At 45.7% G+C, this 21,392-nt stretch carries 21 protein-coding genes and 2 tRNA genes; 13 read left to right on the top strand and 10 right to left on the bottom strand.

What is annotated here, in order from left to right; translation table 11 throughout:
• Positions 1–85: 85 nt before the first annotated feature.
• The 4 genes from H9W84_RS10425 to hisF form a co-directional block, all read right to left on the bottom strand.
• Positions 86–613, bottom strand: a complete 528-nt coding sequence (locus H9W84_RS10425; protein WP_007115148.1) for a dihydrofolate reductase — start codon at positions 611–613, stop codon at positions 86–88.
• Positions 614–656: 43 nt separating this feature from the next.
• Positions 657–1,517, bottom strand: a complete 861-nt coding sequence (locus H9W84_RS10420) for a thymidylate synthase (RefSeq protein WP_239743476.1) — start codon at positions 1,515–1,517, stop codon at positions 657–659.
• Positions 1,518–1,548: 31 nt separating this feature from the next.
• Complete coding sequence (gene lgt, locus H9W84_RS10415; protein ID WP_036600642.1) at positions 1,549–2,448, bottom strand: prolipoprotein diacylglyceryl transferase; 900 nt, start codon at positions 2,446–2,448, stop codon at positions 1,549–1,551.
• 129 nt (positions 2,449–2,577) lie between these two features.
• On the bottom strand, positions 2,578–3,336 hold the full coding sequence (gene hisF, locus H9W84_RS10410) for an imidazole glycerol phosphate synthase subunit HisF (protein ID WP_036600629.1): 759 nt from the start codon (positions 3,334–3,336) through the stop codon (positions 2,578–2,580).
• 92 nt (positions 3,337–3,428) lie between these two features.
• Here hisF and H9W84_RS10405 point away from each other — a divergent pair, with 92 nt between their 5' ends.
• From H9W84_RS10405 to H9W84_RS10385, 5 genes are all read left to right on the top strand, one after another.
• Positions 3,429–4,415, top strand: coding sequence for a homoserine kinase (locus H9W84_RS10405; RefSeq protein WP_239743474.1), 987 nt, complete (start codon positions 3,429–3,431; stop codon positions 4,413–4,415).
• A gap of 9 nt (positions 4,416–4,424) precedes the next feature.
• A complete protein-coding gene (locus tag H9W84_RS10400) occupies positions 4,425–5,192 on the top strand; it encodes a DUF3800 domain-containing protein (protein WP_062333511.1) in 768 nt (255 codons plus the stop codon).
• Between the two features lie 145 nt (positions 5,193–5,337).
• A complete protein-coding gene (locus H9W84_RS10395) occupies positions 5,338–5,601 on the top strand; it encodes a hypothetical protein (protein WP_239743472.1) in 264 nt (87 codons plus the stop codon).
• 18 nt (positions 5,602–5,619) lie between these two features.
• On the top strand, positions 5,620–6,504 hold the full coding sequence (locus tag H9W84_RS10390; RefSeq protein ID WP_239743469.1) for a class II glutamine amidotransferase: 885 nt from the start codon (positions 5,620–5,622) through the stop codon (positions 6,502–6,504).
• Between the two features lies 1 nt (position 6,505).
• Complete coding sequence (locus H9W84_RS10385; RefSeq protein WP_239743468.1) at positions 6,506–7,408, top strand: histone deacetylase family protein; 903 nt, start codon at positions 6,506–6,508, stop codon at positions 7,406–7,408.
• 106 nt (positions 7,409–7,514) lie between these two features.
• Here H9W84_RS10385 and H9W84_RS10380 read toward each other — a convergent pair whose 3' ends face one another.
• The 5 genes from H9W84_RS10380 to H9W84_RS10360 all read right to left on the bottom strand — a co-directional run bounded on the left by H9W84_RS10380 (position 7,515) and on the right by H9W84_RS10360 (position 10,618).
• Positions 7,515–8,657 carry an aminotransferase class V-fold PLP-dependent enzyme gene (locus H9W84_RS10380; protein ID WP_239743466.1) on the bottom strand — a complete coding sequence of 381 codons (1,143 nt, stop codon included), beginning with the start codon at positions 8,655–8,657 and terminating at the stop codon, positions 7,515–7,517.
• A gap of 131 nt (positions 8,658–8,788) precedes the next feature.
• Positions 8,789–9,352: a YchJ family protein gene (locus H9W84_RS10375; RefSeq protein ID WP_239743464.1), complete on the bottom strand. Its 564-nt coding sequence runs from the start codon at positions 9,350–9,352 to the stop codon at positions 8,789–8,791.
• A 1-nt stretch (position 9,353) separates the two neighbouring features.
• Positions 9,354–10,073, bottom strand: a complete 720-nt coding sequence (locus H9W84_RS10370) for a metal-dependent hydrolase (RefSeq protein ID WP_239743463.1) — start codon at positions 10,071–10,073, stop codon at positions 9,354–9,356.
• A 358-nt stretch (positions 10,074–10,431) separates the two neighbouring features.
• A tRNA-Glu gene (locus H9W84_RS10365) sits at positions 10,432–10,507 on the bottom strand.
• Positions 10,508–10,542: 35 nt separating this feature from the next.
• Positions 10,543–10,618: transfer RNA gene (locus tag H9W84_RS10360), tRNA-Ala, on the bottom strand.
• 204 nt (positions 10,619–10,822) lie between these two features.
• Here H9W84_RS10360 and H9W84_RS10355 point away from each other — a divergent pair.
• From H9W84_RS10355 to glmS, 8 genes are all read left to right on the top strand, one after another.
• Positions 10,823–11,449: a DedA family protein gene (locus H9W84_RS10355; protein ID WP_095356697.1), complete on the top strand. Its 627-nt coding sequence runs from the start codon at positions 10,823–10,825 to the stop codon at positions 11,447–11,449.
• Positions 11,450–11,622: 173 nt separating this feature from the next.
• The gene (gltX, locus tag H9W84_RS10350) at positions 11,623–13,119 is read left to right on the top strand and encodes a glutamate--tRNA ligase (RefSeq protein ID WP_239743461.1); all 1,497 of its coding nucleotides are present in this window, start codon (positions 11,623–11,625) and stop codon (positions 13,117–13,119) included.
• A gap of 158 nt (positions 13,120–13,277) precedes the next feature.
• Positions 13,278–13,793: a 6,7-dimethyl-8-ribityllumazine synthase gene (gene ribH / locus H9W84_RS10345; RefSeq protein ID WP_007115135.1), complete on the top strand. Its 516-nt coding sequence runs from the start codon at positions 13,278–13,280 to the stop codon at positions 13,791–13,793.
• A gap of 9 nt (positions 13,794–13,802) precedes the next feature.
• A complete protein-coding gene (nusB, locus tag H9W84_RS10340; RefSeq protein WP_100274173.1) occupies positions 13,803–14,363 on the top strand; it encodes a transcription antitermination factor NusB in 561 nt (186 codons plus the stop codon).
• 54 nt (positions 14,364–14,417) lie between these two features.
• On the top strand, positions 14,418–15,383 hold the full coding sequence (gene thiL, locus H9W84_RS10335) for a thiamine-phosphate kinase (protein WP_239743459.1): 966 nt from the start codon (positions 14,418–14,420) through the stop codon (positions 15,381–15,383).
• Between the two features lie 14 nt (positions 15,384–15,397).
• Positions 15,398–15,976, top strand: a complete 579-nt coding sequence (locus H9W84_RS10330; RefSeq protein WP_239743457.1) for a phosphatidylglycerophosphatase A family protein — start codon at positions 15,398–15,400, stop codon at positions 15,974–15,976.
• A 45-nt stretch (positions 15,977–16,021) separates the two neighbouring features.
• Positions 16,022–17,380: a bifunctional UDP-N-acetylglucosamine diphosphorylase/glucosamine-1-phosphate N-acetyltransferase GlmU gene (gene glmU / locus H9W84_RS10325; protein ID WP_239743455.1), complete on the top strand. Its 1,359-nt coding sequence runs from the start codon at positions 16,022–16,024 to the stop codon at positions 17,378–17,380.
• Between the two features lie 182 nt (positions 17,381–17,562).
• Positions 17,563–19,401 carry a glutamine--fructose-6-phosphate transaminase (isomerizing) gene (gene glmS / locus H9W84_RS10320; RefSeq protein WP_062333550.1) on the top strand — a complete coding sequence of 613 codons (1,839 nt, stop codon included), beginning with the start codon at positions 17,563–17,565 and terminating at the stop codon, positions 19,399–19,401.
• A gap of 56 nt (positions 19,402–19,457) precedes the next feature.
• On the opposite strand, the gene H9W84_RS10315 is transcribed toward glmS, so the two are convergent.
• Positions 19,458–21,245, bottom strand: a complete 1,788-nt coding sequence (locus H9W84_RS10315; protein ID WP_239743454.1) for an FMN-binding glutamate synthase family protein — start codon at positions 21,243–21,245, stop codon at positions 19,458–19,460.
• Between the last annotated feature and the right edge of the window lie 147 nt (positions 21,246–21,392).

Below are 21,392 nucleotides of genomic sequence, written 5' to 3'. Positions count from 1 at the left end.
TATCTAAATAAAAAAACTACAGCTGCATAAAAAACCACGTTATATAACGTGGTTTTTTCTGTGCGCTGAGTCGTCACTGTCAAGCTTAAGCTTTTTGGTAAGTGACAAACTGATAGCTTAACCCACTTTGCTCATCCGTGAATTTTTCACTTTCTGATGTTTTGACAAAATCACTGGTAATCTCTGGATAAAATGCTGCTGCGTTGTCAATCACAGTGTCGACCTGGGTGATTTCTAAGCGATCACTAAACAGTAGGGCTTGTTGGAAGACTTTTTCGCCACCAATTACCCAAATCGTTTGCAAACCTTTACCATGGGCGAGCGACGAGGCTTGGGTCAGTGCGTCATCTAGGTTGTGCATCACAATGACGGCATCATCATCCACTTGGTAGTCCAAATTGGTGGTAATCACAAAATTGGTACGGTTGGGCAGGGGTTTTGCCCCCATGGATTCAAAGGTCTTACGACCCATAATCACGATACCGCCATTGGTATGTTTTTTAAAATGTTTCAAGTCCTCAGATATATGCCAAGGCAATTGATTGTCTTTGCCAATGGCGCGGTTTTGGCTCATCGCCACGATTTGGGCGACTTCCACATTAGAATAACTCATGATTTATCCTTATTGTTGTGAGTTTTGGCATTGGGCTGCAAGCTTATACGGAGACTTCAGCCTTAATTGTGGCATGGCTTTGATAATTTTCAATTTTTATATCGTTAAAATCAAAGGCAAAAATGTCAGTAATGTCAGGATTGAGCCAAAGTTTGGGTAGCGCAAACGGCGCGCGGCTAAGCTGCTCATGCACTTGCTGTAAATGATTGTTATAGATATGACAATCACCACCCGTCCACACAAACTCACCGACGCCAAGCCTGGTCACATGGGCTATCATATGGGTAAGCAAGGCATAGCTGGCAATGTTAAACGGTACACCCAAAAACAAATCCGCCGAGCGTTGGTACAACTGACAAGATAATTTGCCATCGGCGACAAAAAACTGAAACAGGGTATGACAAGGGGGCAAGGCCACTTCGTTGGCCTCCAAAGGATTCCAGCCAGAGACAATCAAACGGCGCGAGTTTGGGTTGTTTTTGATTTCATTCACCACCCAACTGATTTGGTCAAAACCGTCTGAATGGTAGCTGCCGTCCGCTTTTTTACTTGCCCCGAAGTTGCGCCACTGGTGTCCGTACACCGCGCCAAGTTCGCCTTCAGGCTTGCCAAAGCGGGCAGTTTGCTCGGCGGTTGCCCATTCATTCCAAATGCGTACGCCATTGTCCTGCAAGTATTGGACATGGGTATCGCCTTTTAAAAACCAAAGCAGCTCATAAATCACGCTTTTGGTATGGATTTTTTTGGTGGTCAGTAGTGGAAAACCCTCATTCAAATCAAACCGCATCTGCGCGCCAAAATAGCTGATGGTACCGGTACCCGTACGGTCGCCTTTTTGTATGCCGTTATCTAGCACCAGTTTAAGTAAATCCAAATAGGCTTGTTCATTTTTTGACGTAATCATGGGTGATGAGTTCCTTGGTTAATTTTCTTTGTTAGTCCACATTCTTTTGACTGCCCCAATCATAGATTTGGTTTTTGTACGCCCAAATCAATAAAACCAAACCACCGATAATCATCGGTAGGCTTAACATTTGCCCTTTTGTCATCCACCCTAATAAAATAAAACCTTGGTCAGCATCAGGTTGGCGGAAGAATTCGGTAATAAAACGCGCAATACCGTAGCCCATCACAAACAAACCACTAACTGCCATACGCGGACGCGGACGGCTGGCAAACCACCAAACCAAAACAAACAGTACCACCCCTTCAGTGAAAGCCTGATACAGCTGTGACGGATGGCGGGGGAGTAACAAATAATTGTTGCCATCAATCATAAAGGTTTGCGCAAGACTTTGCAGGGCAGGGGTTTGTTTGAGCAGTTCATTGTCTTCATTGACCGCTTGCGGGAACAGCATCAGCCAGTTGTAACCACCATCAGACACCCGACCCCACAATTCGCCATTGATAAAATTGCCAATACGACCAAACAGCAGTCCGGTTGGTACGCAGGGAATAATAAAATCTAGCACATTCCAAATGTTTTTTTTGTATTTGCGGGCAAAAAATAGCATTGCGATGGCGACACCCAAAAATCCCCCATGAAACGACATGCCGCCTTGGTTGATTTTGAACAAATACATCGGATTGGCTAAAAATTCGCTCAATTGATAAAACAGCACGTAGCCGATACGGCCGCCTAGAATCACGCCCATCGCCCCATAAAATACCAGGTCAGCGACCATGTCGGCATTCCAGTCTGGGCGTGATTTAGTGCGATACCAAGCCAACGCATAAGCGGCAGCAAAAGCCAGTAAATACATTAGCCCGTACCAGTGGGCTTGGACAGGTCCCAAATGCAGAGCGACAGGATCCCATTGCGGGTGAGTTAAAATTAGTGGAAACATGGCAATTTAGTCATTATCGAAATTGCCAATATCATAGCAGTTTTGGCTAGTTTGGGCTATTTTTTGCTGTGCGCTTTTAGTTATTACCAACGGCTATCGTTCTCACAAGGCTCGCCATTATAATCGCATTTCAATGCCTTGCTGTGCCATAAACTGCTTGGCTTCCCCCACGGTATATTCGCCAAAATGGAAAATACTCGCCGCGAGTACCGCATCAACACCGCCTTGCAGCACCCCATCTGCCAAATGTTGCAAATTACCGACGCCACCTGAGGCAATCACTGGCACATTTACGCTATCGGTAATGCGTTTCATCAAGGCGATATCATAGCCGTTTTTGGTGCCATCTGAATCCATCGAGGTCACAAGCAGTTCACCCGCCCCAAACCCTGCCATTTTGACCGCCCATGCCACCGCATCAATGCCAGTCGCTTTGCGTCCCCCATGGGTAAAAATTTCCCATTGATTGTCACCCACTTTTTTGGCATCAATCGCTACCACGATACACTGACTGCCAAAACGCGCTGCCGCTTCACCGACAAATTCAGGGTTAAAAATTGCCGCTGAATTAATCGATACTTTATCCGCGCCCGCGTTTAGCAAGTGACGAATGTCATCGACTTTACGCACCCCGCCGCCCACGGTCAGCGGTACAAACACGGTCTCTGCCATGCGTTCAACCGTATGGTAGGTGGTGTCGCGTCCATGATGGGTAGCGGTGATATCCAAAAAAGTGATTTCATCCGCGCCTTGTTCGTTGTAGCGCTGCGCCACTTCAACAGGGTCGCCCGCGTCTTTGATGTCGACAAATTGCACACCTTTGACCACCCGGCCATTGTCAACATCAAGGCAAGGGATAATTCGTTTTGCTAACATATTCGATTTCCTTCTATAATAGCCGTAAGTTTATCAAATTTACTTTGCCATTACCGCAGTTTTATCGGTGTGCTGCGCTTCAAGGATGCCTTATGTCTGTATATACCCAGTTGACTGACCAACAATTTAGTGATTTTTGCCAACAATTTGGCGTGGATTTTGCCAAAGCCATACCTATCACACAGGGTATCAAAAACAGTAATTGGTTTATTGAAACAACCAAGGACAAAGCCGGCGAGCCGTCTTATGTATTTACCTTGTTTGAAGAACGCAAACCGCATGAAATTCAAAAAATGGCAATTATCCTAAACCGCCTAAAAGACCAGCTACCCGTAGCAGCACCGCTAGCCGCCAAAAACGGCGAGTTTTTGCTGTATTTTGACAATAAAGCTATTGTGGTATCACCAAAACTCTCGGGCGGTCACCCGAAAGCAACCACGCCTGATATGTGCCGTCAAATGGGCGAGGCTTTAGCCGTTCTTCACCAAACCTTGCAAACCTTGACCCCTGCACAAAACTATGGCGTTGAGTTATATCCTTGGCATCTGGTGCGTGACCGTGAAACCAAGTTTATGCCAAGCGATGAAGCCAAACTGATGAATGATATTTGGCAAGCGTACGAAACCGTAGCGAGCAAAAATTTGCCAACAGGTTTATGTCATTTGGACATGTTTGCCGATAACACGCTGTGGGATTTTAGTGATGAAACCCAGCCAATACTCACAGGTTTGCTTGATTTTACCGAAGTCAGTGTTGAACATTTTGTGATGGATGTGGCGATTACCATTAATGATTTTTGCACCACTTGGGGTAACGCCAATGATGGCGAAGCGGTGAATTTTGATGACGCCAAAATGCAAGCGTTTTTACAAGGCTACGAGAGCAAACGCGCTTTGAGCGATGATGAGAAAAAGGCATTGCCAGTTATGCTTGCTATGGCGGGCGTGACGTTTTGGCTGCTGCGTTTGAATGTGATTTATTATAACCGTCAGCAAGGTCGCACGGGCGATAATATTATGGTGAAAAATCCTGATTTGATGAAACGCCTAGCCAGCTTTCATTGGGCGAGCGTGAAATAAGGATATTCAATGTTTCTTGTGTATGTGGATGAAAGCGGTGATACTGGCTTGGTAAATAGTCCATCGAATTATTTTTGTTTAAGTGCTATCGTAGTTCATGAAAGTCATTGGCAAACCACGTTAAATTCAGTGATTGGCTTTAGAAAAGAACTGAGAGCAAGCTATGGTTTTAAATTACGAGAAGAAATTCACTGTTCTCATTTTATTCACAAACCTGGTGATTTTCAGAGAATTCCTAAGTCTTTACGGCTCAGGCTGTTACGAGATGTTATTGATTTTCAAGCAAGTTTACTTAATTATCAAATTGTGAACGTGGTGGTAAACAAAAAGAATAAATCTTTAAATAGTGATATTTTTAGCCTTGCTTGGCAAACGCTTATTCAGCGTATCGAAAATACACTTTATCATCACAATTTTATTGGTTCAAACAATGCAACTGATTCAGCTTTGTTATTTGTTGATAAAACTGATGAGATAAAATTAAGAAATTTAACCCGACGAATGAGAAGATATAATCCTGTCCCAAATAGCTTTAACTTGGGCTCAGGCTATCGTATGATGCCCACACAATGGGTAATAGAAGATGCAATTCATCGTGATTCTGCACATTCTTATTTTATTCAATTAGCCGATGTTAATGCTTATTTCTTGGGGCAGAAATTTTTTACTAATCAATATGTTAAAAAGAAAGGTGGTAGAAATTATCTTGATAGACTAATGCCAGTTTTATTAAAACAAGCAAGTAAAAGTCATCCGTTAGGCATAGTTATACGTTAAAAAGAAAAGGGTTCAGCTTTCGCCGAACCCGATGAGTCCTACTGTAGGGTCTAGCCCTAGGTCAGACTACCTATTAATAATAGCATTTTTATGATTGATTTCAATTTAATTTTACCAAAATATACATAATTCTCGGAATAGTAAGATGAATGATACTAACAACTGGCAGAAACTTGCCGAATACCCGACCAACTTATTGGCAGAAACCCACGCCATCTATTTACAAAACAACGGCATCAACGTACAGACCCAACTCGTTGATTTGATGGGATTGAACACAGGCGGTGTGCTATGGGTTGCCCCTGAAGATGTTGAGCAAGCCAAAGCTTTGCTCGATAATATCGATGACACCTCGCAACTAGCGGATGACGACTTGGTAGACAATAACGACTCAGCAAAATTGCAGTAGAAAGGAACCCTAATCACCATGTGCCAACTTCTGGGTATGAATTGTAACACACCCACCGATATTCATTTTAGCTTTGCGGGGTTTCGTCAGCGGGGCGGGCAGACCGATATCCATACCGATGGGTTTGGTATTGTGTTTTTTGAAAAAAATCCCGACCCATCAAAGGGTAATGGTAAAGCTGGAGTACGTCAATTTCACGATGACAAGCCAAGTTTCTGCTCACCGGTGGCAGATTTAGTCAATAGTTATCCGATTAAGGCGATGAATGTGATTAGCCATATTCGCAAAGCCACGCAAGGCACAAATTGCTTGGCTAATACTCATCCATTTGTCCGTGAGGTGTGGGGCGAGGAATGGGCATTTGCGCATAATGGGCAATTACAGATGGATTTTATTGACCAGCTCAGCCCTGTGCCTGTCCAGTATCAGCCCGTAGGTACAACCGATTCGGAGATGGCGTTTTGTTATCTGCTCAATCGACTCAAATCACAGTTTAGTGAGCCGCCCAGTGACGAGGTGTTATTCCAGTTTCTGACCATGATTTGTCGTGAGTTATCGGCGTTGGGCTTGTTTAATTGTCTCATTAGCAATGGCGATTGGCAGCTAGCCTATGCAGGGAGCTTGCTGTTTTTTATCACCCGTAAAGCGCCCTTTGGTGAGGCGAAACTCGCTGACAGTGAGCTGGCGATTGATTTTAGTGAAGTGACCTCGCAGACCGATAAAGTCACCTTGATTACTACCATTCCTTTGACTTACAACGAACACTGGCAACAGCTGTATGTGGATGAATGTTTGATGTTTCGGGATGGCGATATTTTATTTAAAGATACGCCTGATAATCCGACCTGCTTAACCATTGAAGAAGGCATTGCCATCGCCCGCAAAGTAGGGGCAAGCTTATAATATGATAAAAGTCGCTTATGCTGATATTTTTAAATATGACGTCCCCGAGCATCACCGTTTCCCTATGCAAAAATATCCGATGATTGCGGAGCGGTTATTGGCGGAGGGTACATTGACCCAAGCCAATTTTTTTGCCCCGCAGCGATTGAGCGAAGACGAAATTCTCACCACACATACACAAAGGTACTGGCAGCATCTAAAACAGCAAACATTGCCCGCCAAAGACGCGCGCGCCATCGGCTTTGAGATGACGCCAAGGCTCGTTGAGCGGGAACGTGTGATTGCCCACGGCACTTATGAATGTGCGTTATTCGCCAAACAATTCGGTGTCGCGCTCAATATTGCAGGCGGCACCCACCATGCCTTTGCCGATCATGGCGAAGGGTTTTGCGTGTTTAACGATGTGGCAGTGGCGAGTAATTTATTGTTGGCGCGTGGACAGGCGACCCAAATTCTGACCGTGGATTTGGATGTGCATCAAGGCAACGGTACAGCGCATTTGATGATAAATGAACCTCGGGTATTCACCTTCAGTATGCATGGCGCAAAAAACTATCCGTTTCGCAAGCAAGCATCCGATTTGGATATTGATTTGCCAAACGAGACAGGCGATGAGGCGTATTTAGCAATATTAATGGAGACGCTGCCCAGACTTATTGCAAAAGTGAAACCCGATATGCTGTTTTACCAGTCTGCTGTGGATGTGCTCGCCACCGATAAGCTCGGTAAACTTGCGCTCACCCGTGACGGCTGTGCCAAGCGTGATGCGTTTGTATTTAGCCAAGCCAAAGCCCATGGAATTCCAGTGGCGGTGGTGATGGGTGGCGGTTACTCAGAAAACATCGACGATGTGGTGGAAGCCCATTGCAATACCTTTCGCATAGCAAAAAGGCTGTATAAGTAATTTTAAAGCAATAAAAAAGCCCTGTTACACAGAGCTTTTAAATTCACAGAGCTTTTAAAATAAACCGTTGTTCTGCTAATCAATGCGCTAATGCATACGCTGATAATTAAGCTAATACTTTCTCAAGCGCTTGCTTAAAACGGCTGACTGTACCGTCCACATCCGTTAATTTATCTAACCCAAATAGCCCCAAACGGAATGTTTTAAAGCTGTCGGGTTCGCCAACTTTCAGTGGGACGCCGCCTGCAATTTGTAAGCCTTGGGCTGCAAATGCTGCACCTTTGTGCATATCATCACGGTCAGTGTAGACCACAATCACACCGGGCGCTTGGTAGCCTTCAGCTGCGACGCTAATAATATGGTGTTGATTGAGAACAGAGAGCACTTTTTGACCCAATTCAAATTGGGCGCTTTTGAGCTTATCAAGTCCAATCGCTTCGGCTTCTTTGACGGTATCGCGGAATTTGGTCAGCCCATCGGTTGGCATCGTCGCATGATATGCATGACCGCCATTTTCATAAGCGCGCATGATAGTGAGCCACTGTTTGAGATCCAGCCCAAAACTGGTTGATTCGGTGGCTTCCACTTTGGCGACGGCTGTTTCATTCATCATCACTAGCCCCGCACATGGCGTGCTTGACCAGCCTTTTTGTGGCGCAGAGATGAGCACATCAATGCCCAACGCTTTCATATCAAGCCACACGCAGCCTGATGCGATACAGTCGATGACCAGTAAACCACCGACACTATGCACCGCATCGGCAAGTTGTTTGATGTAGTCATCAGGCAGCATCAAGCCTGCCGCGGTTTCGACATGCGGGGCAAATACCACCGCAGGTTTTTTGGATTGAATCTCAGCGACAGCCGTCTCGATTGCCACTGGCTCAAACTGCTGTTGCTGCCCAATTGAATCGCTGTTGTCACCGATGTGTGCGGTCAGGACAGTCACGTCATCCGTGATACGACCTTTTTCAAGGATTTGCGTCCAGCGAAAACTAAAAAAACCGTTACGGATGATGAGCACTGTTTGGTCAGTGGCAAGCTGGCGCGCAACCGCTTCCATACCGTAAGTCCCTGTACCCGGCACGATTGCCACCGCATCGGCGTTGTACACGTTTTTCAAACTTGTAGACAAATCATTCATCACGGTTTGGAATTTTTTGGACATGTGATTGAGCGAGCGGTCGGTGTAGACCACAGAGTATTCTAATAAACCGTCTGGATCAATATCTTGGCGTAGGGCTGGCATGAGACTCTCCTTTAATATCGTTGTCTTTATGGCAAAATCGCAAATAAAATTAGTCTAGCAAAAAAGCCCTTTTAAAAAACAAAAAAATTGTAGAGCGGTTGTTAAAGTTTTTGTTATCAATGGTACAGCGATTAAGCCAAAAACTGTCCACAGCAGCGTTTGTATTTCTCACCACTGCCGCAGGGGCAAGGCTGCTTTTGGGTCACAGGCATGACCACTGTCGGATCCAAAAAATACCAACGGCTGGTGCCATGGGTGGGAATATTCACAAAGGTGGATAGCTCATGATGGACGCCTTTGCTGTCTAAACCTTTGTTGTCTAAACCTCTGCTGTCTAAAACAGCTAAATCTAAACCAGCGGAATGCACAGCCGATGCATTAGGCAAGTGAAAGTAGGCTTTAAACTCAACTTGTGCATGGCGTTTGCCAAGTTTTGCTAGATGGTTGATGACTTCAAGTCCTGCCCAGTTGGTCTGCTTTGCCCAGTCGCTAATCGCTTGGGTATCAAGCAGCGACTGCTGAAAAGGCGCGGTGGTGGCAACGATATATTCGATATGTTGAAGCACAAATGCACAGTAGCGTGATCGCATTAGCTGTTCGGCGGTGTCGGCGGTTTTTTGCCCCACATGCAGGGGCGCACAGCAATCAGCATAAGACAGTGTAGAGCCGCACGGGCAAGGTGACGTATGTATCATGTTAATGAATGTTCGGTAGGTTGATGGCGGTAGGCAGTATATTTTTCTTTAAAATAAGCCAACTAATCGGGTCTTGTAGCGTTTGCCAAAATACTTTAAACGGCGGGGCAAACACAATCAAGGCGGCCAACACGGCATATAAACCCAAATACCAGCCTACTTGATCGAATTTAAACACTTTAAACGCGGTACCAAAAGATTTTTTGACACTCAGCCCTAACAGGTTGACGCTAAACATCTCATCTAACAGCAGATGAACAATGGCGCCAAACATCAAAAACAGCCCCAAAAACCAACTGATAACAGCGCCTTGCTTAAACCCATAAAAGCTAGCGTACACGAGGGTCATCGCCATAATCCCTAGATAGGGAATCGAGTGCACGATACCGCGGTGAACCGTCAATTTGCTATATAAATTAAACACACCGTAGCGCATCAGCAAATAAGATGCTAACCACAATCCTGCCAATGCCACCAACGAAAACTGCCCGACACACAAGATAACAATAAAAAATGCGCTCAACAGCGATACGACATTAAATCCTACGGTCGCGGGTACCGAGTGGTCCAAATCAATATCGGGCAGCAAGCCACCAATGGTACCAGCCACCACACACATCAAGTATTCAGGCGCGGTCAGCATCCCTGCTTTATAAATCACCAAGCCAGTGACGCCACTTGCGACAAAAGCCACGCTTATGTGGGTGTTAAAATTTGCCATAGTCTTCGCCCAGTTTCCCAATAGCTTAAAATCAGCGAGTCAAAACTCAAGTGGTAAAATTTAGTGGCTAAAATCATGTAGCTCAAAGCAGATAGCCAAAAAGTCATTTATCACATACGCAAGTGCGCGCTCAATTATATGCTAATTTTGATGACAAAGCGTTAACTGAGCGCAAGGAAAATTGATTTTGTGGGGTGGGGCATGGGAAAAAGCAAGATGCTGTAACCTATGTAACCTATGTAACCTATTTAACCTAGGATGTGGCAAGGCAACACTAGATAGCAAAAACGCCTATGACAAGCAGACAGCAAAAACAAAAAAGCCATCGTCCGTCAGACAATGGCTTTTTTAAAATAAGTGGCGTCCCCACGGGGATTCGAACCCCGGTTACCGCCGTGAAAGGGCGATGTCCTAGGCCTCTAGACGATGGGGACGCAATCGCACGAGGTGCTCTAAGCAGACTTAATAGTGGTGGAGCTAAGCGGAGTCGAACCGCTGACCCCTTGCATGCCATGCAAGTGCTCTACCAACTGAGCTATAGCCCCATTTTTGGGAATTATTTAGACTGCTTTGCCTAAGAGTGCGCGTATTTTATTGAAAACTGATTTTGCTGTCAAGATGATTTTTGCCTAAAAACACAAAATTTTTACCCATTCTTGCTATAATGATGCGTTCTTAATGTTGCCTTCATATAACGACTGTAAATTAGTTATATTTTGTTATTTTGTCTAAAATTATAAGGATAGCCCATGTGGTTGGTTGATTTTATTTTGCATATTGGTGACCATTTACAAGAATTGGTCAAAAATTATGGCAATTGGATTTATGCGATTTTGTTTGCCATTGTGTTCTGCGAGACGGGTCTGGTGGTGTTGCCATTTTTGCCAGGGGATTCGATGTTGTTTGCGGCAGGCACCATTGCCGCAGTGGGCGATATGAATATCTTTGTGCTGATTGGTTTATTGATTGTAGCGGCAGTATTGGGCGATTTTGTTAATTTTGAGATTGGCAAACACTTTGGGCAAAAGTTATTTTCCAATCCCAATTCCAAGATTTTTAAGCAAAGCTATTTGCAAAAAACCCACGATTATTATGAAAGATACGGCGGACGCACCATTATTATTGCCCGTTTTATTCCCATTGTACGCACTTTCGCGCCGTTTGTAGGCGGGATGGGTAACATGAATTATGCCCAGTTTGCTCGCTATAACATCGTTGGCGCGGTATTATGGGTCGTATCTTTTACCACGCTAGGCTATTTTTTTGGTCAATTACCCTTTGTCAAAGAACATTTTTCGTGGATTATGATTGCCATTATTGTGTTTTCGGTGGTACCAATGATTGTCGAAATCATTCGCCATCGCAAGGATAAATAATTGAATGAGTCTTCAAAAATAACGCTAAATGCCAAAGTCAATCTAGCATTTAGCGTTGCCTTCCAAATTTATATTTTATCAGCCACCTATCATCGCTAGGATTCAATTTATAAAAATTCGATAGTCGGCTATAATAGCCGCTAATTTGAAATTTTTGTAAAATTGAGAAATCCATGTCAAAAGTCCGCACCCGTATCGCCCCAAGCCCCACAGGCTTTCCCCACGTTGGCACTGCCTATATCGCGCTATTTAACCTTGCTTTTGCCAAAGCGCATGGCGGTGACTTTATCCTACGCATTGAAGACACCGACCAAACGCGCTCCACCGCACAATCTGAACAAATGATTTTGGACGCCCTGCGCTGGGTCGGTCTTGACTGGGCAGAAGGTCCAGACGTAGGCGGTCCACATGCACCGTACCGCCAAAGCGAACGCAAAGACATCTACAAACAATACGCCGAAGAACTGTTGGACAAAGGTCATGCATTCCGCTGTTTTGCCACAGCCGAAGAGTTAGATCAAATGCGAGCCGAACAAATGGCGCGTGGTGAAACCCCAAAATATGACGGTCGCTATGCGAAACTTTCCCGTGAACAATCGGACAAGCTCGCCGCCGAAGGCAAGCCATTCGTCATTCGTATGCGTGTGCCAGACGAGGGTGTATGTAAATTTGACGATATGCTACGTGGCGAGGTCGAGATTCCTTGGTCACAAGTGGATATGCAAGTGCTACTTAAAACCGACGGTCTACCAACCTACCATTTGGCAAACGTGGTCGATGACCATTTGATGCAGATTACCCACGTCATCCGTGGCGAAGAGTGGATTAACTCTGCTCCAAAGCATCAATTATTGTATAAATATTTTGGTTGGGATATGCCAGTGCTATGTCACATGCCACTGCTTAGAAACCCAGACAAATCCAAACTATCCAAACGCAAAAACCCAACGTCTATCACTTATTACCGTGATGCAGGTGTATTGCCAGAAGCCTTGCTCAACTACTTGGGACGTATGGGCTATTCGATGCCAAATGAAGCTGAAAAATTCACGTTGGATGACATGATTGCCAGTTTTGACATCAAACGGGTGTCGCTTGGCGGTCCGATTTTTGACGTGGAAAAACTCACTTGGCTCAATGGCGAATGGTTGCGTTCACTGTCACCTGAAGCCTTAAAAACCAAAATTCTCGATTGGGCAAATGACAGCGACAAACTTACCGCAATTGCCAAAGCCATTCAGCCACGCATTAACTTGTTGTCGGATGCGGTGAATTGGTCGGGCTTTTATTTCCAAAACTTGCCAACGATTAGTGAGGTGGACTTTGAGCATAAAGTGTTATCCACTGAGCAAACCGTGGAGATTCTACAACTTGCGCAATGGCAGTTAGAAACCCTGCCTGTATGGACGGAGGAGAATATCCAAGCGGTATTGTCTGGTTTGGCAGGCGAGATGGGCATTAAGTTGCGTGATTTTATGTCGCCATTTTTTATTGCCATCGCAGGTAGTAAGTCAAGCACACCTGTGATGAATTCAATGTATTTGATTGGGGCGGATATGACGTTGCAGCGCCTGCGTCATGCCATTGAAGTATTAGGCGGTGTCAGTAAGAAAAAAGCCAAAGAATTGGAAAAACGTCATAAAGTATTGCCAAGCTTTTTGACCCAATAAGCTTAATTATGTTGTATAAAAGTCCGTCGCTATGGCGGATTTTTTATTTTAACAAGAGTAACCTAGGGTCATGCTAAATAACATGAATAAACCTAACAAAAATGGTATCATACCTAGCAAAATCAGATTCTAATTTTTACAATTTAAAGGTAATCATCATGGCAAATCTTCAAAACGAACTCGCCCAAGTACAGCATATCAGCGGTGAACTACACACCAATGCCCACGCCAAAATCGGTATGGTGGTAGGACGTTTTAACAGCTTTGTGGTAGAAAGTTTGGTCAGCGGCGCGATTGATACCTTACTGCGTCATGGTATCGCAGGTAGCAATATTACTGTCGTGCGTGTACCGGGTGCTTGGGAAATTCCACTGGCGGTTGCCCGTATGGCACAAACTGATAAATTTGACGCTATCATCGGTTTAGGCGCGGTGATTCGTGGTAGCACGCCGCACTTTGATTTTGTCGCTGGTGAATCTGCCAAAGGCTTAGGCGCGATTGGGTTGGATTATGACGTGCCTGTCATTAATGCAATTTTGACCACAGACAGCATCGAACAAGCCATTGAGCGCTCTGGCACCAAAGCAGGTAACAAAGGCTCAGAAGCAGCCATGGTCGCGCTTGAGATGATTAACGTGTTGGGTCAAATTGACGCACAAATGGCTGGTGAATAAGGTAGCGATATGACTGACAATTCAACCCACACCACACCAGAGCAGGCGAGTCAAGACAACGCCGTCAATTATAAAACCAGCCTGACCGCGATTCGTAAAGCACGCCGTTTTGTGGTACAAGGGTTATATGAATGGCTGTTGACAGGCAATCCATCGCACGAAATCGAAGCGCACACCCGCAGTGAGAATGCCATGCACACGGTGCATTTGGGCTATTATCATGAGCTACTGAGCAAAATCATTGAGCAAAGCGATGACTTAATCGCCTATATCGACAGCCTACTTGATCGCCCTTGGACACGTCTAGATAAAGTTGAGCAAGCGGTATTGCTTGTCGGTGCGTATGAGATGAAGCAGCACTTGGAAGTGCCTTACAAAGTAGTGATTGATGAAGCGATTCAGCTCAATACCCATTTTGGCTCATCAGATGGTTATAAAATGATTCACGTGGTGATGGATAAAATCGCCAAAGACGCGCGTATGCCTGAAGTAGAAGCGGATGCCAAAAAAGCCAAAACAGAGGATGCGCCGCAGCCGCCATCGCAAGCGACCACTGAAGAAGAAAAATAATACCGTAAAGGGCGTACTCGCTACGCCCTTTTATGCTCGATACGGATGGCTAAGATGTCCGAATTTTCTTTGATTTATCAACATTTTCAACACTGTACACGCAAAAATCCTTTGACCCAAGTGGGTATTGGGGATGATTGCGCGATAAGCAGTATGCCAAGTGATTGCGAACTGGTGAGCTGCATTGACACGCTGGTTGCAGGTCGGCATTTTCCCTTATCAACATCCGCTTATGCCATCGGCTATAAATCGGTCGCGGTCAATTTATCCGATTTGGCAGCGATGGGAGCGACGCCCTATGCGATATTGCTGGGTATTAGCTTGCCTGCTAAGCTTGTACAGGATGACTGGCTCAAACCATTCACCCAAGGTATCGCGGACATTTGCAACCGATTTGATGTCGAGCTCATCGGTGGCGATACCACCCAATCAAACACCTTAACCATCTCTGTCACTGCACTGGGTTTTGTGCCAACTGGGCAAGCTATTACTAGAGGGGGCGCAAAAGTCGGTGATATCATCTGTGTCAGCGGTGAGATTGGCTCAGCAAGTTTTGCCTTACAGCAGATTTTAAACGCTGAAAAATCTGAGCAGCACAATATTGCTTTACAATCAATCGCTTTACAGCCGGCACTGGATTTACCTGTTCCGCAAGTTGAGCTCGGGCAAAAATTACGTGGGTTTGCCCATAGCATGATTGATATTTCAGACGGGCTAGGGCAGGATTTGGGTCATATCCTGACCGCATCACAGGTGGGCGCGGTGGTCGATTTGGCCGATATTCCAATGCACCCACGATTACAAGCTTTGCCAAATGCTGATAAGTGGCAACATCAGCTTAATGGCGGCGATGATTATCAGCTGTGCTTTACCATGAGTGAGCAAAATTTTGTCAAATTTAATCAACAGTTTTCGGATAAAATTTTTGCCATTGGCAAAATTGTCACAGAAAACGGCTTGAGGCTGACTTATAATAACCAACCAATTGAATTTTCAATCACTGGCTATCAGCATTTTTAGCCAAAGAACGCCCTATGACTCAACTGCATAAACCCGACGTCCGTAAAGCCAATGTTTGCCCGCCTTGTCCGCCAACCGCGAGCGTTTGGGAAAAGCTGATTTATTGGCTCGGTATCGGCTTAGGCTCAGGATTGCCAAAGCGCGCTGCTGGGACGTGGGGCACAGTGGGCGGACTGGTGGTTGCCATTCCGATGTTAGCGCTGGGGTTTTGGGGATTTTTGGCGGTTACAGTGATGGGCGCTCTAGTCGGTAGTTATATCTGCGGTAAAACGTCTGATTTGATGGGCGTACACGATGACCCGCATATCGTATGGGATGAATGGGTTGGCATGTGGGTGTCACTCTTGCCAATTTTATGGCTGCATTTCTACGATGATGGTTTATTGCAAGGTCATCAGTTAAGTTTACTGCTACTATACTTTGCTGCATTTGTCGCGTTTCGTTTTTTTGATATTTTAAAACCCTTTCCGATTAAATGGGTGGATAAAAATGTGAGCGGCGGTTTTGGTATTTTGATTGATGACATTTTGGCGGGGCTGATGGCAGGGGTTGTGCTAATAGTCTTTGTGAGTGTGCTCGTTACTTATGTTTAACCTGTTGTATCATTAAAATTAGTTTAAAAAAGATAAGGGATTCCCATGACCAACTTAACCACCATCATCATGGCAGCGGGCAAAGGCACTCGCATGAAATCGAGCAAGCCAAAAGTGCTACAACCGCTGGCAGGCAAGCCTTTGCTACATCACGTACTCGCCACTGCCAAACAATTGGGTAGCCAAAAAAATATCATTATCTATGGTTTTGAAGGTCAGCAAGTCAAAGATGCCTTTGCCGATGAACAAATTGATTGGGTCGAGCAAGCTGAGCAATTGGGCACGGGTCACGCGGTGCAAATGACTTTGCCGGTGTTGCCTATGGATGGGAAAAGCTTGATTTTATCCGGGGATGTGCCACTCATTGGCGTCGATACCTTAGAGAAATTGGCAAATACAGACAGCCGTTTTGCCATGCTGACCTTAAACTTAGCCAACCCGTTTGGTTTGGGTCGTATTGTGCGTGACAATAATCAAGTAATCGCCATTGTCGAAGAAAAAGATGCCAACGATGAGCAAAGAAAAATCACTGAAATCAATAGCGGTGTGTACTGTGTCGCCAATGATATTTTGCATCAATATCTCAATAACTTGACCAATAACAATGCCCAAGGTGAATATTACCTGACCGATATCGTCAAAATGGCGGTGGATGATGGCATCGAAATCGCCACCGTATCGCCGACCCATCAGTTTGAAATCGAAGGCGTGAATGACCGTCTGCAGTTGGCAAATCTAGAGCGTACTTGGCAAACGCATCAAGCCCAAGCGCTGATGCAACAAGGGGTACATTTGATTGACCCAAGCCGTTTTGATTTACGCGGTTCGCTCAAAGTTGGCAAAGATGTGCAAATTGATATTAATGTCATCATTGAAGGTGATTGTGAGATAGGTGATAACGTCAAAATCGGCGCAGGTTGTATTATCAAAAACAGCAAAATCGCCAGTGGCACTGTGGTGCAACCTTATAGTCTATTTGACAATGCGGTAGTAGGCGCAGACAACCAAATCGGACCATTTGCCCGTCTGCGCCCCAATGCGGTCACTGACAAAGAGGTGCATATCGGTAACTTTGTGGAGCTTAAAAACACCCAAATGGCAAGCGGCGCCAAAGCCAATCATTTGGCGTATTTGGGTGATGCCACCATTGGACAAAAGACCAATATCGGCGCAGGCACGATCACTGCCAATTATGATGGCGTCAATAAGTTTAAAACCGAAATCGGTGATGAAGTTAGAATTGGCTCAAATGCGGTGCTGATTGCCCCTGTGACCATTGGTGACCGCGCCACCATTGGGGCAGGCAGTGCCATCAGTAAAGCCTGCCCTGCTGAAAAACTGTCCATCGCCCGTGGCAAACAAGTCACGATTGAGGGTTGGCAACGTCCTGAAAAAAAATCTTGATATTTGAACTTTTGCCTAAATTTAACAGATTCTTGCTTAATACGATAAACTTGCTTTATACGATAAAGCCGTTTGGTTAAGCAAAAATAAAACAATCTAACGACTGTGTAAACGGGGGGATTGTTTTTCACAGCAGTCAAATTTGATTGCTCACACCAAAAACTGGATACTAAGGAACAGTTATGTGCGGTATCGTTGGCGCCATTCGTGCGCAAGACAATGTGGTAGATTTTTTAACCGATGGCTTAAAACGCCTAGAGTATCGGGGTTATGATTCATCGGGTATTGCAGTGCAAACCGATGAAGGACTCAAACGCGTGCGCCGAGTGGGGCGTGTTGCCTTGATGGAAGCCGCTGCCAAAGAGCGCGGCGTGTATGGTCACACCGGTATCGGTCACACACGCTGGGCCACCCACGGCGGCGTCACTGAGCCAAATGCCCATCCGCATATCTCGGGTGATTTGATTTCGGTGGTACATAACGGCATCATCGAAAACTTTGAAGCCGAGCGCGCTCGCCTTCAGCAAAATGGCTATCATTTTGAGTCACAAACCGACACTGAGGTCATCGCCCATGCGGTGCACCAACACTATGTACAAAACGGCGGTGATTTATTCAATGCAGTACAAGCGGCGACTCAGCAATTTCATGGTGCGTATGCGATTGCTGTGATTGCCAACGATATGCCACAAAACATGGTGGTGGCGCGTATGGGCTGTCCATTACTCATTGGCTTAGGTGAGCATGAAACCTTTATCGCATCGGATGTCTCAGCAGTTGTCGCCTTTACCCGTCAAATCATGTATCTTGAAGATGGCGATATTGCCCAGTTGACCGCAGATGGCGTGGCACAAATGATTGACAAACAAGGCAATCCAGCGACCCGCAAAGCCACCACTTCGCAAGTGTCCTTAGCGTCTCTTGAACTGGGGGCTTATAGCCACTTTATGCAAAAAGAAATCTACGAGCAGCCAAAAGCAGTGTCAGATACCGCCGAAATCTTTTTGGATGCGGGGTTTATCGCCAACAACTTTGGTGAAAATGCTGAAGCCGTTTTCAATGATATCGACAGTATTAAGATTCTTGCCTGTGGCACGTCGTATTATGCTGCATCGACCGCCAAATATTGGTTGGAAAGTATTGCCAAAATTGCCACCGATGTCGAAATCGCTAGCGAATACCGTTATCGTGAGGTGATTGCCAATCCAAAACAATTGATTATCACCATCTCGCAATCAGGGGAAACGCTAGATACCATGGAAGCGCTGAAATACGCACAAGCCATGGGCCACAAACATAGTCTATCCATCTGTAACGTGATGGAATCCGCCTTGCCTCGCGCCAGTGAGCTAGTAGTCTACACCCGAGCCGGTGCAGAGATTGGGGTCGCCTCAACCAAAGCCTTTACCACCCAGTTAGTGGCTTTATTTGGTTTGGCGGTGACGCTCGGTCGTGTGCGCGGCTATGTGGATGACACTAAACTGGTCGAATACACCAATGCGCTGCGCAGCTTGCCCAATGATATTCAATATGCGCTCAATCTTGAGCCACAGATTAGCAGCTGGTCAAGCAAATTTGCTGATAAGCCAAGCGCACTGTTTTTGGGACGTGGTATTCATTACCCGATTGCATTAGAAGGCGCATTAAAGCTCAAAGAAATCACCTATATCCATGCAGAAGCCTATCCCGCTGGCGAGTTAAAACACGGTCCACTGGCATTGGTTGATGAAAACATGCCTGTGGTGGTGATAGCGCCAAATGACAGCCTACTTGATAAAGTCAAAGCCAATATGCAAGAAGTCTCGGCGCGTGGCGGTGAGTTGTTTGTATTTACCGATCTTGACAGTGATTTTTCCGATAGTGAAGGCGTGCACGTGATTCGCACCCCACGTCATATTGGCGTGTTATCGCCCATAGTACACACCATTCCCGTACAGTTGTTGTCTTACCATGTTGCGCTTGCCAAAGGCACAGATGTTGATAAACCCCGTAATTTGGCCAAAAGCGTCACGGTGGAATAAGCTAAGCTGACACAAAAAAACCGCTAATGATTAGCGGTTTTTTTGTGGACAAAGTATTAAGAAGGGTCATCATCATAGGTATAGTAGCTATTTGCGGTTTCATCAAAGCTGTCGATACGCTCAGGGTAATTGCCTTCATTAAAGTGCTTTTCGTTGTGCTCATGGGCGTGACGCACATCGTGATTGTAAGCAATTAACGCCTCATTATTTGCCAAAAAGCTATCAGGATTTGCCATGACCCACATTTGGTTAAAAACATCTGAGCGCGCCGATAAATTGAGTAACACGCCAGGTTCCGTAAAATAATAAAACTTGGATAATAGCTTAATCTGCCCATTTTCCAGGCGTCTGGCGATATGATACGCTTGTAAATCTTTTGGGTGGTGTAAACCCACCGCACCGACAATCGCTGCCAATGATTTAAGCGTGTTTTTATGAAAATTATAGACCCGCTGTGCCTTATCAGGAATATGTAATGCCCGCTGACGATACGGGTCTTGGGTGGCAACCCCAGTTGGGCATTTGTTGGTATGACATGCGCGCGATTGGATACAGCCCACCGCAAACATAAAGCCACGCGCGGAGTTACACCAATCTGCACCCAGCGCTAGCATGCGAGCGATATCAAAGGCAGAGATGATTTTACCACTGACACCAATTTTGATTTTGTCACGCACCCCCGCACCCACTAGCGTGTTGTGCACAAGCAAAAAGCCATCAAGTAGGGGCATGCCAACATTATCCATAAACTCAACAGGCGCAGCCCCCGTGCCGCCTTCTGCACCATCAACCACGATAAAATCAGGGTAATTATCTGCTTCAATCATGGCTTTGACAATCGCCATAAACTGCCAAGGCTGCCCGACACACAGCTTAAAACCAACCGGCTTGCCCCCTGATAGTTCACGCAGCTGTTGCCAAAACTGCACCATCTCACGCGGGGTGGTAAAGGCTGAGTGGCTCGCTGGGGAAATGCAGTCTACATCCATCAGCACATCACGGGTTTCGGCAATTTCGGGGGTAATTTTTTCTTTGGGCAACACCCCGCCTTTACCAGGTTTTGCCCCTTGCGACAGCTTGATTTCAATCATTTTGACTTGCTCAATGCGAGAGCGTTCAGCGAATTTTTCAGCGCTAAACGTGCCATCATGATTACGGCATCCAAAATACCCGGTACCCAGCTCCCAAATCAAATCGCCGCCGTGTTTTTTATGGTACGGACTAATCGCACCTTCACCTGTATCATGAGCAAATCCACCGAGTTTTGCGCCCTGATTGAGCGCTTCGATTGCCGCGGCTGACAGGCTGCCAAAACTCATGGCAGAAATATTAAACACCGACATCGAGTAGGGCTGTAGGCATCGTTCACCGCCCACCAGAATACGAAAATTGGTTTCTTTGAGGGGATAGCTAAGGGTGGATTGTAAAAACCATTCTTTGCCAGACTGGTATAGATTTTCTAAGGTACCAAAGGCATTGGTATCACTGACGTTTTTGGCACGTTGATAGGCAAGCGCACGCTGCTGGCGCGAAAACGGCACGGCGGCTTGGTCATCTTCAATCAAATACTGGCGCAGTTCAGGTCGAAACTCCTCCAATAGATAACGAATATGTCCCGAAATTGGGTAGTTACGCAATACAGCATGGTGTACTTGCATCAAATCATAAATGCCCACCACAAAGCCCACCAGACCAATCACTATCAGCCACCATTTAAGTAGCACAATCCCCAGGGCAAGGATAGCAAATGCAATGGCAAACACGCTGTAGCGAAACACAACGCCTTGCAAATAGGGCTCTTTATGGGTAGGGGTTACCGTGCTATCAGTGCGCTTGTCAACCATGACAATCTTCCTTATCAGATAGGATCGCGGACAAAATGATCATCGCAAATTTGTGGTTATTTTAAATGATGGAGGGGGTAATGCGATGGCAAAATGGTCAATCACTTTTCAGCAAGCTGGTGTGACAAGTGATTGTGTGATTAAAAT

Origin of the sequence: Moraxella tetraodonis, assembly GCF_022359095.1 — a bacterium.
In the GTDB taxonomy this organism is placed as follows: domain Bacteria; phylum Pseudomonadota; class Gammaproteobacteria; order Pseudomonadales; family Moraxellaceae; genus Faucicola; species Faucicola tetraodonis.
The sequence above is the reverse complement of the archived record's forward strand: the minus strand, read 5'-3'. Positions and strand labels throughout refer to the sequence as shown.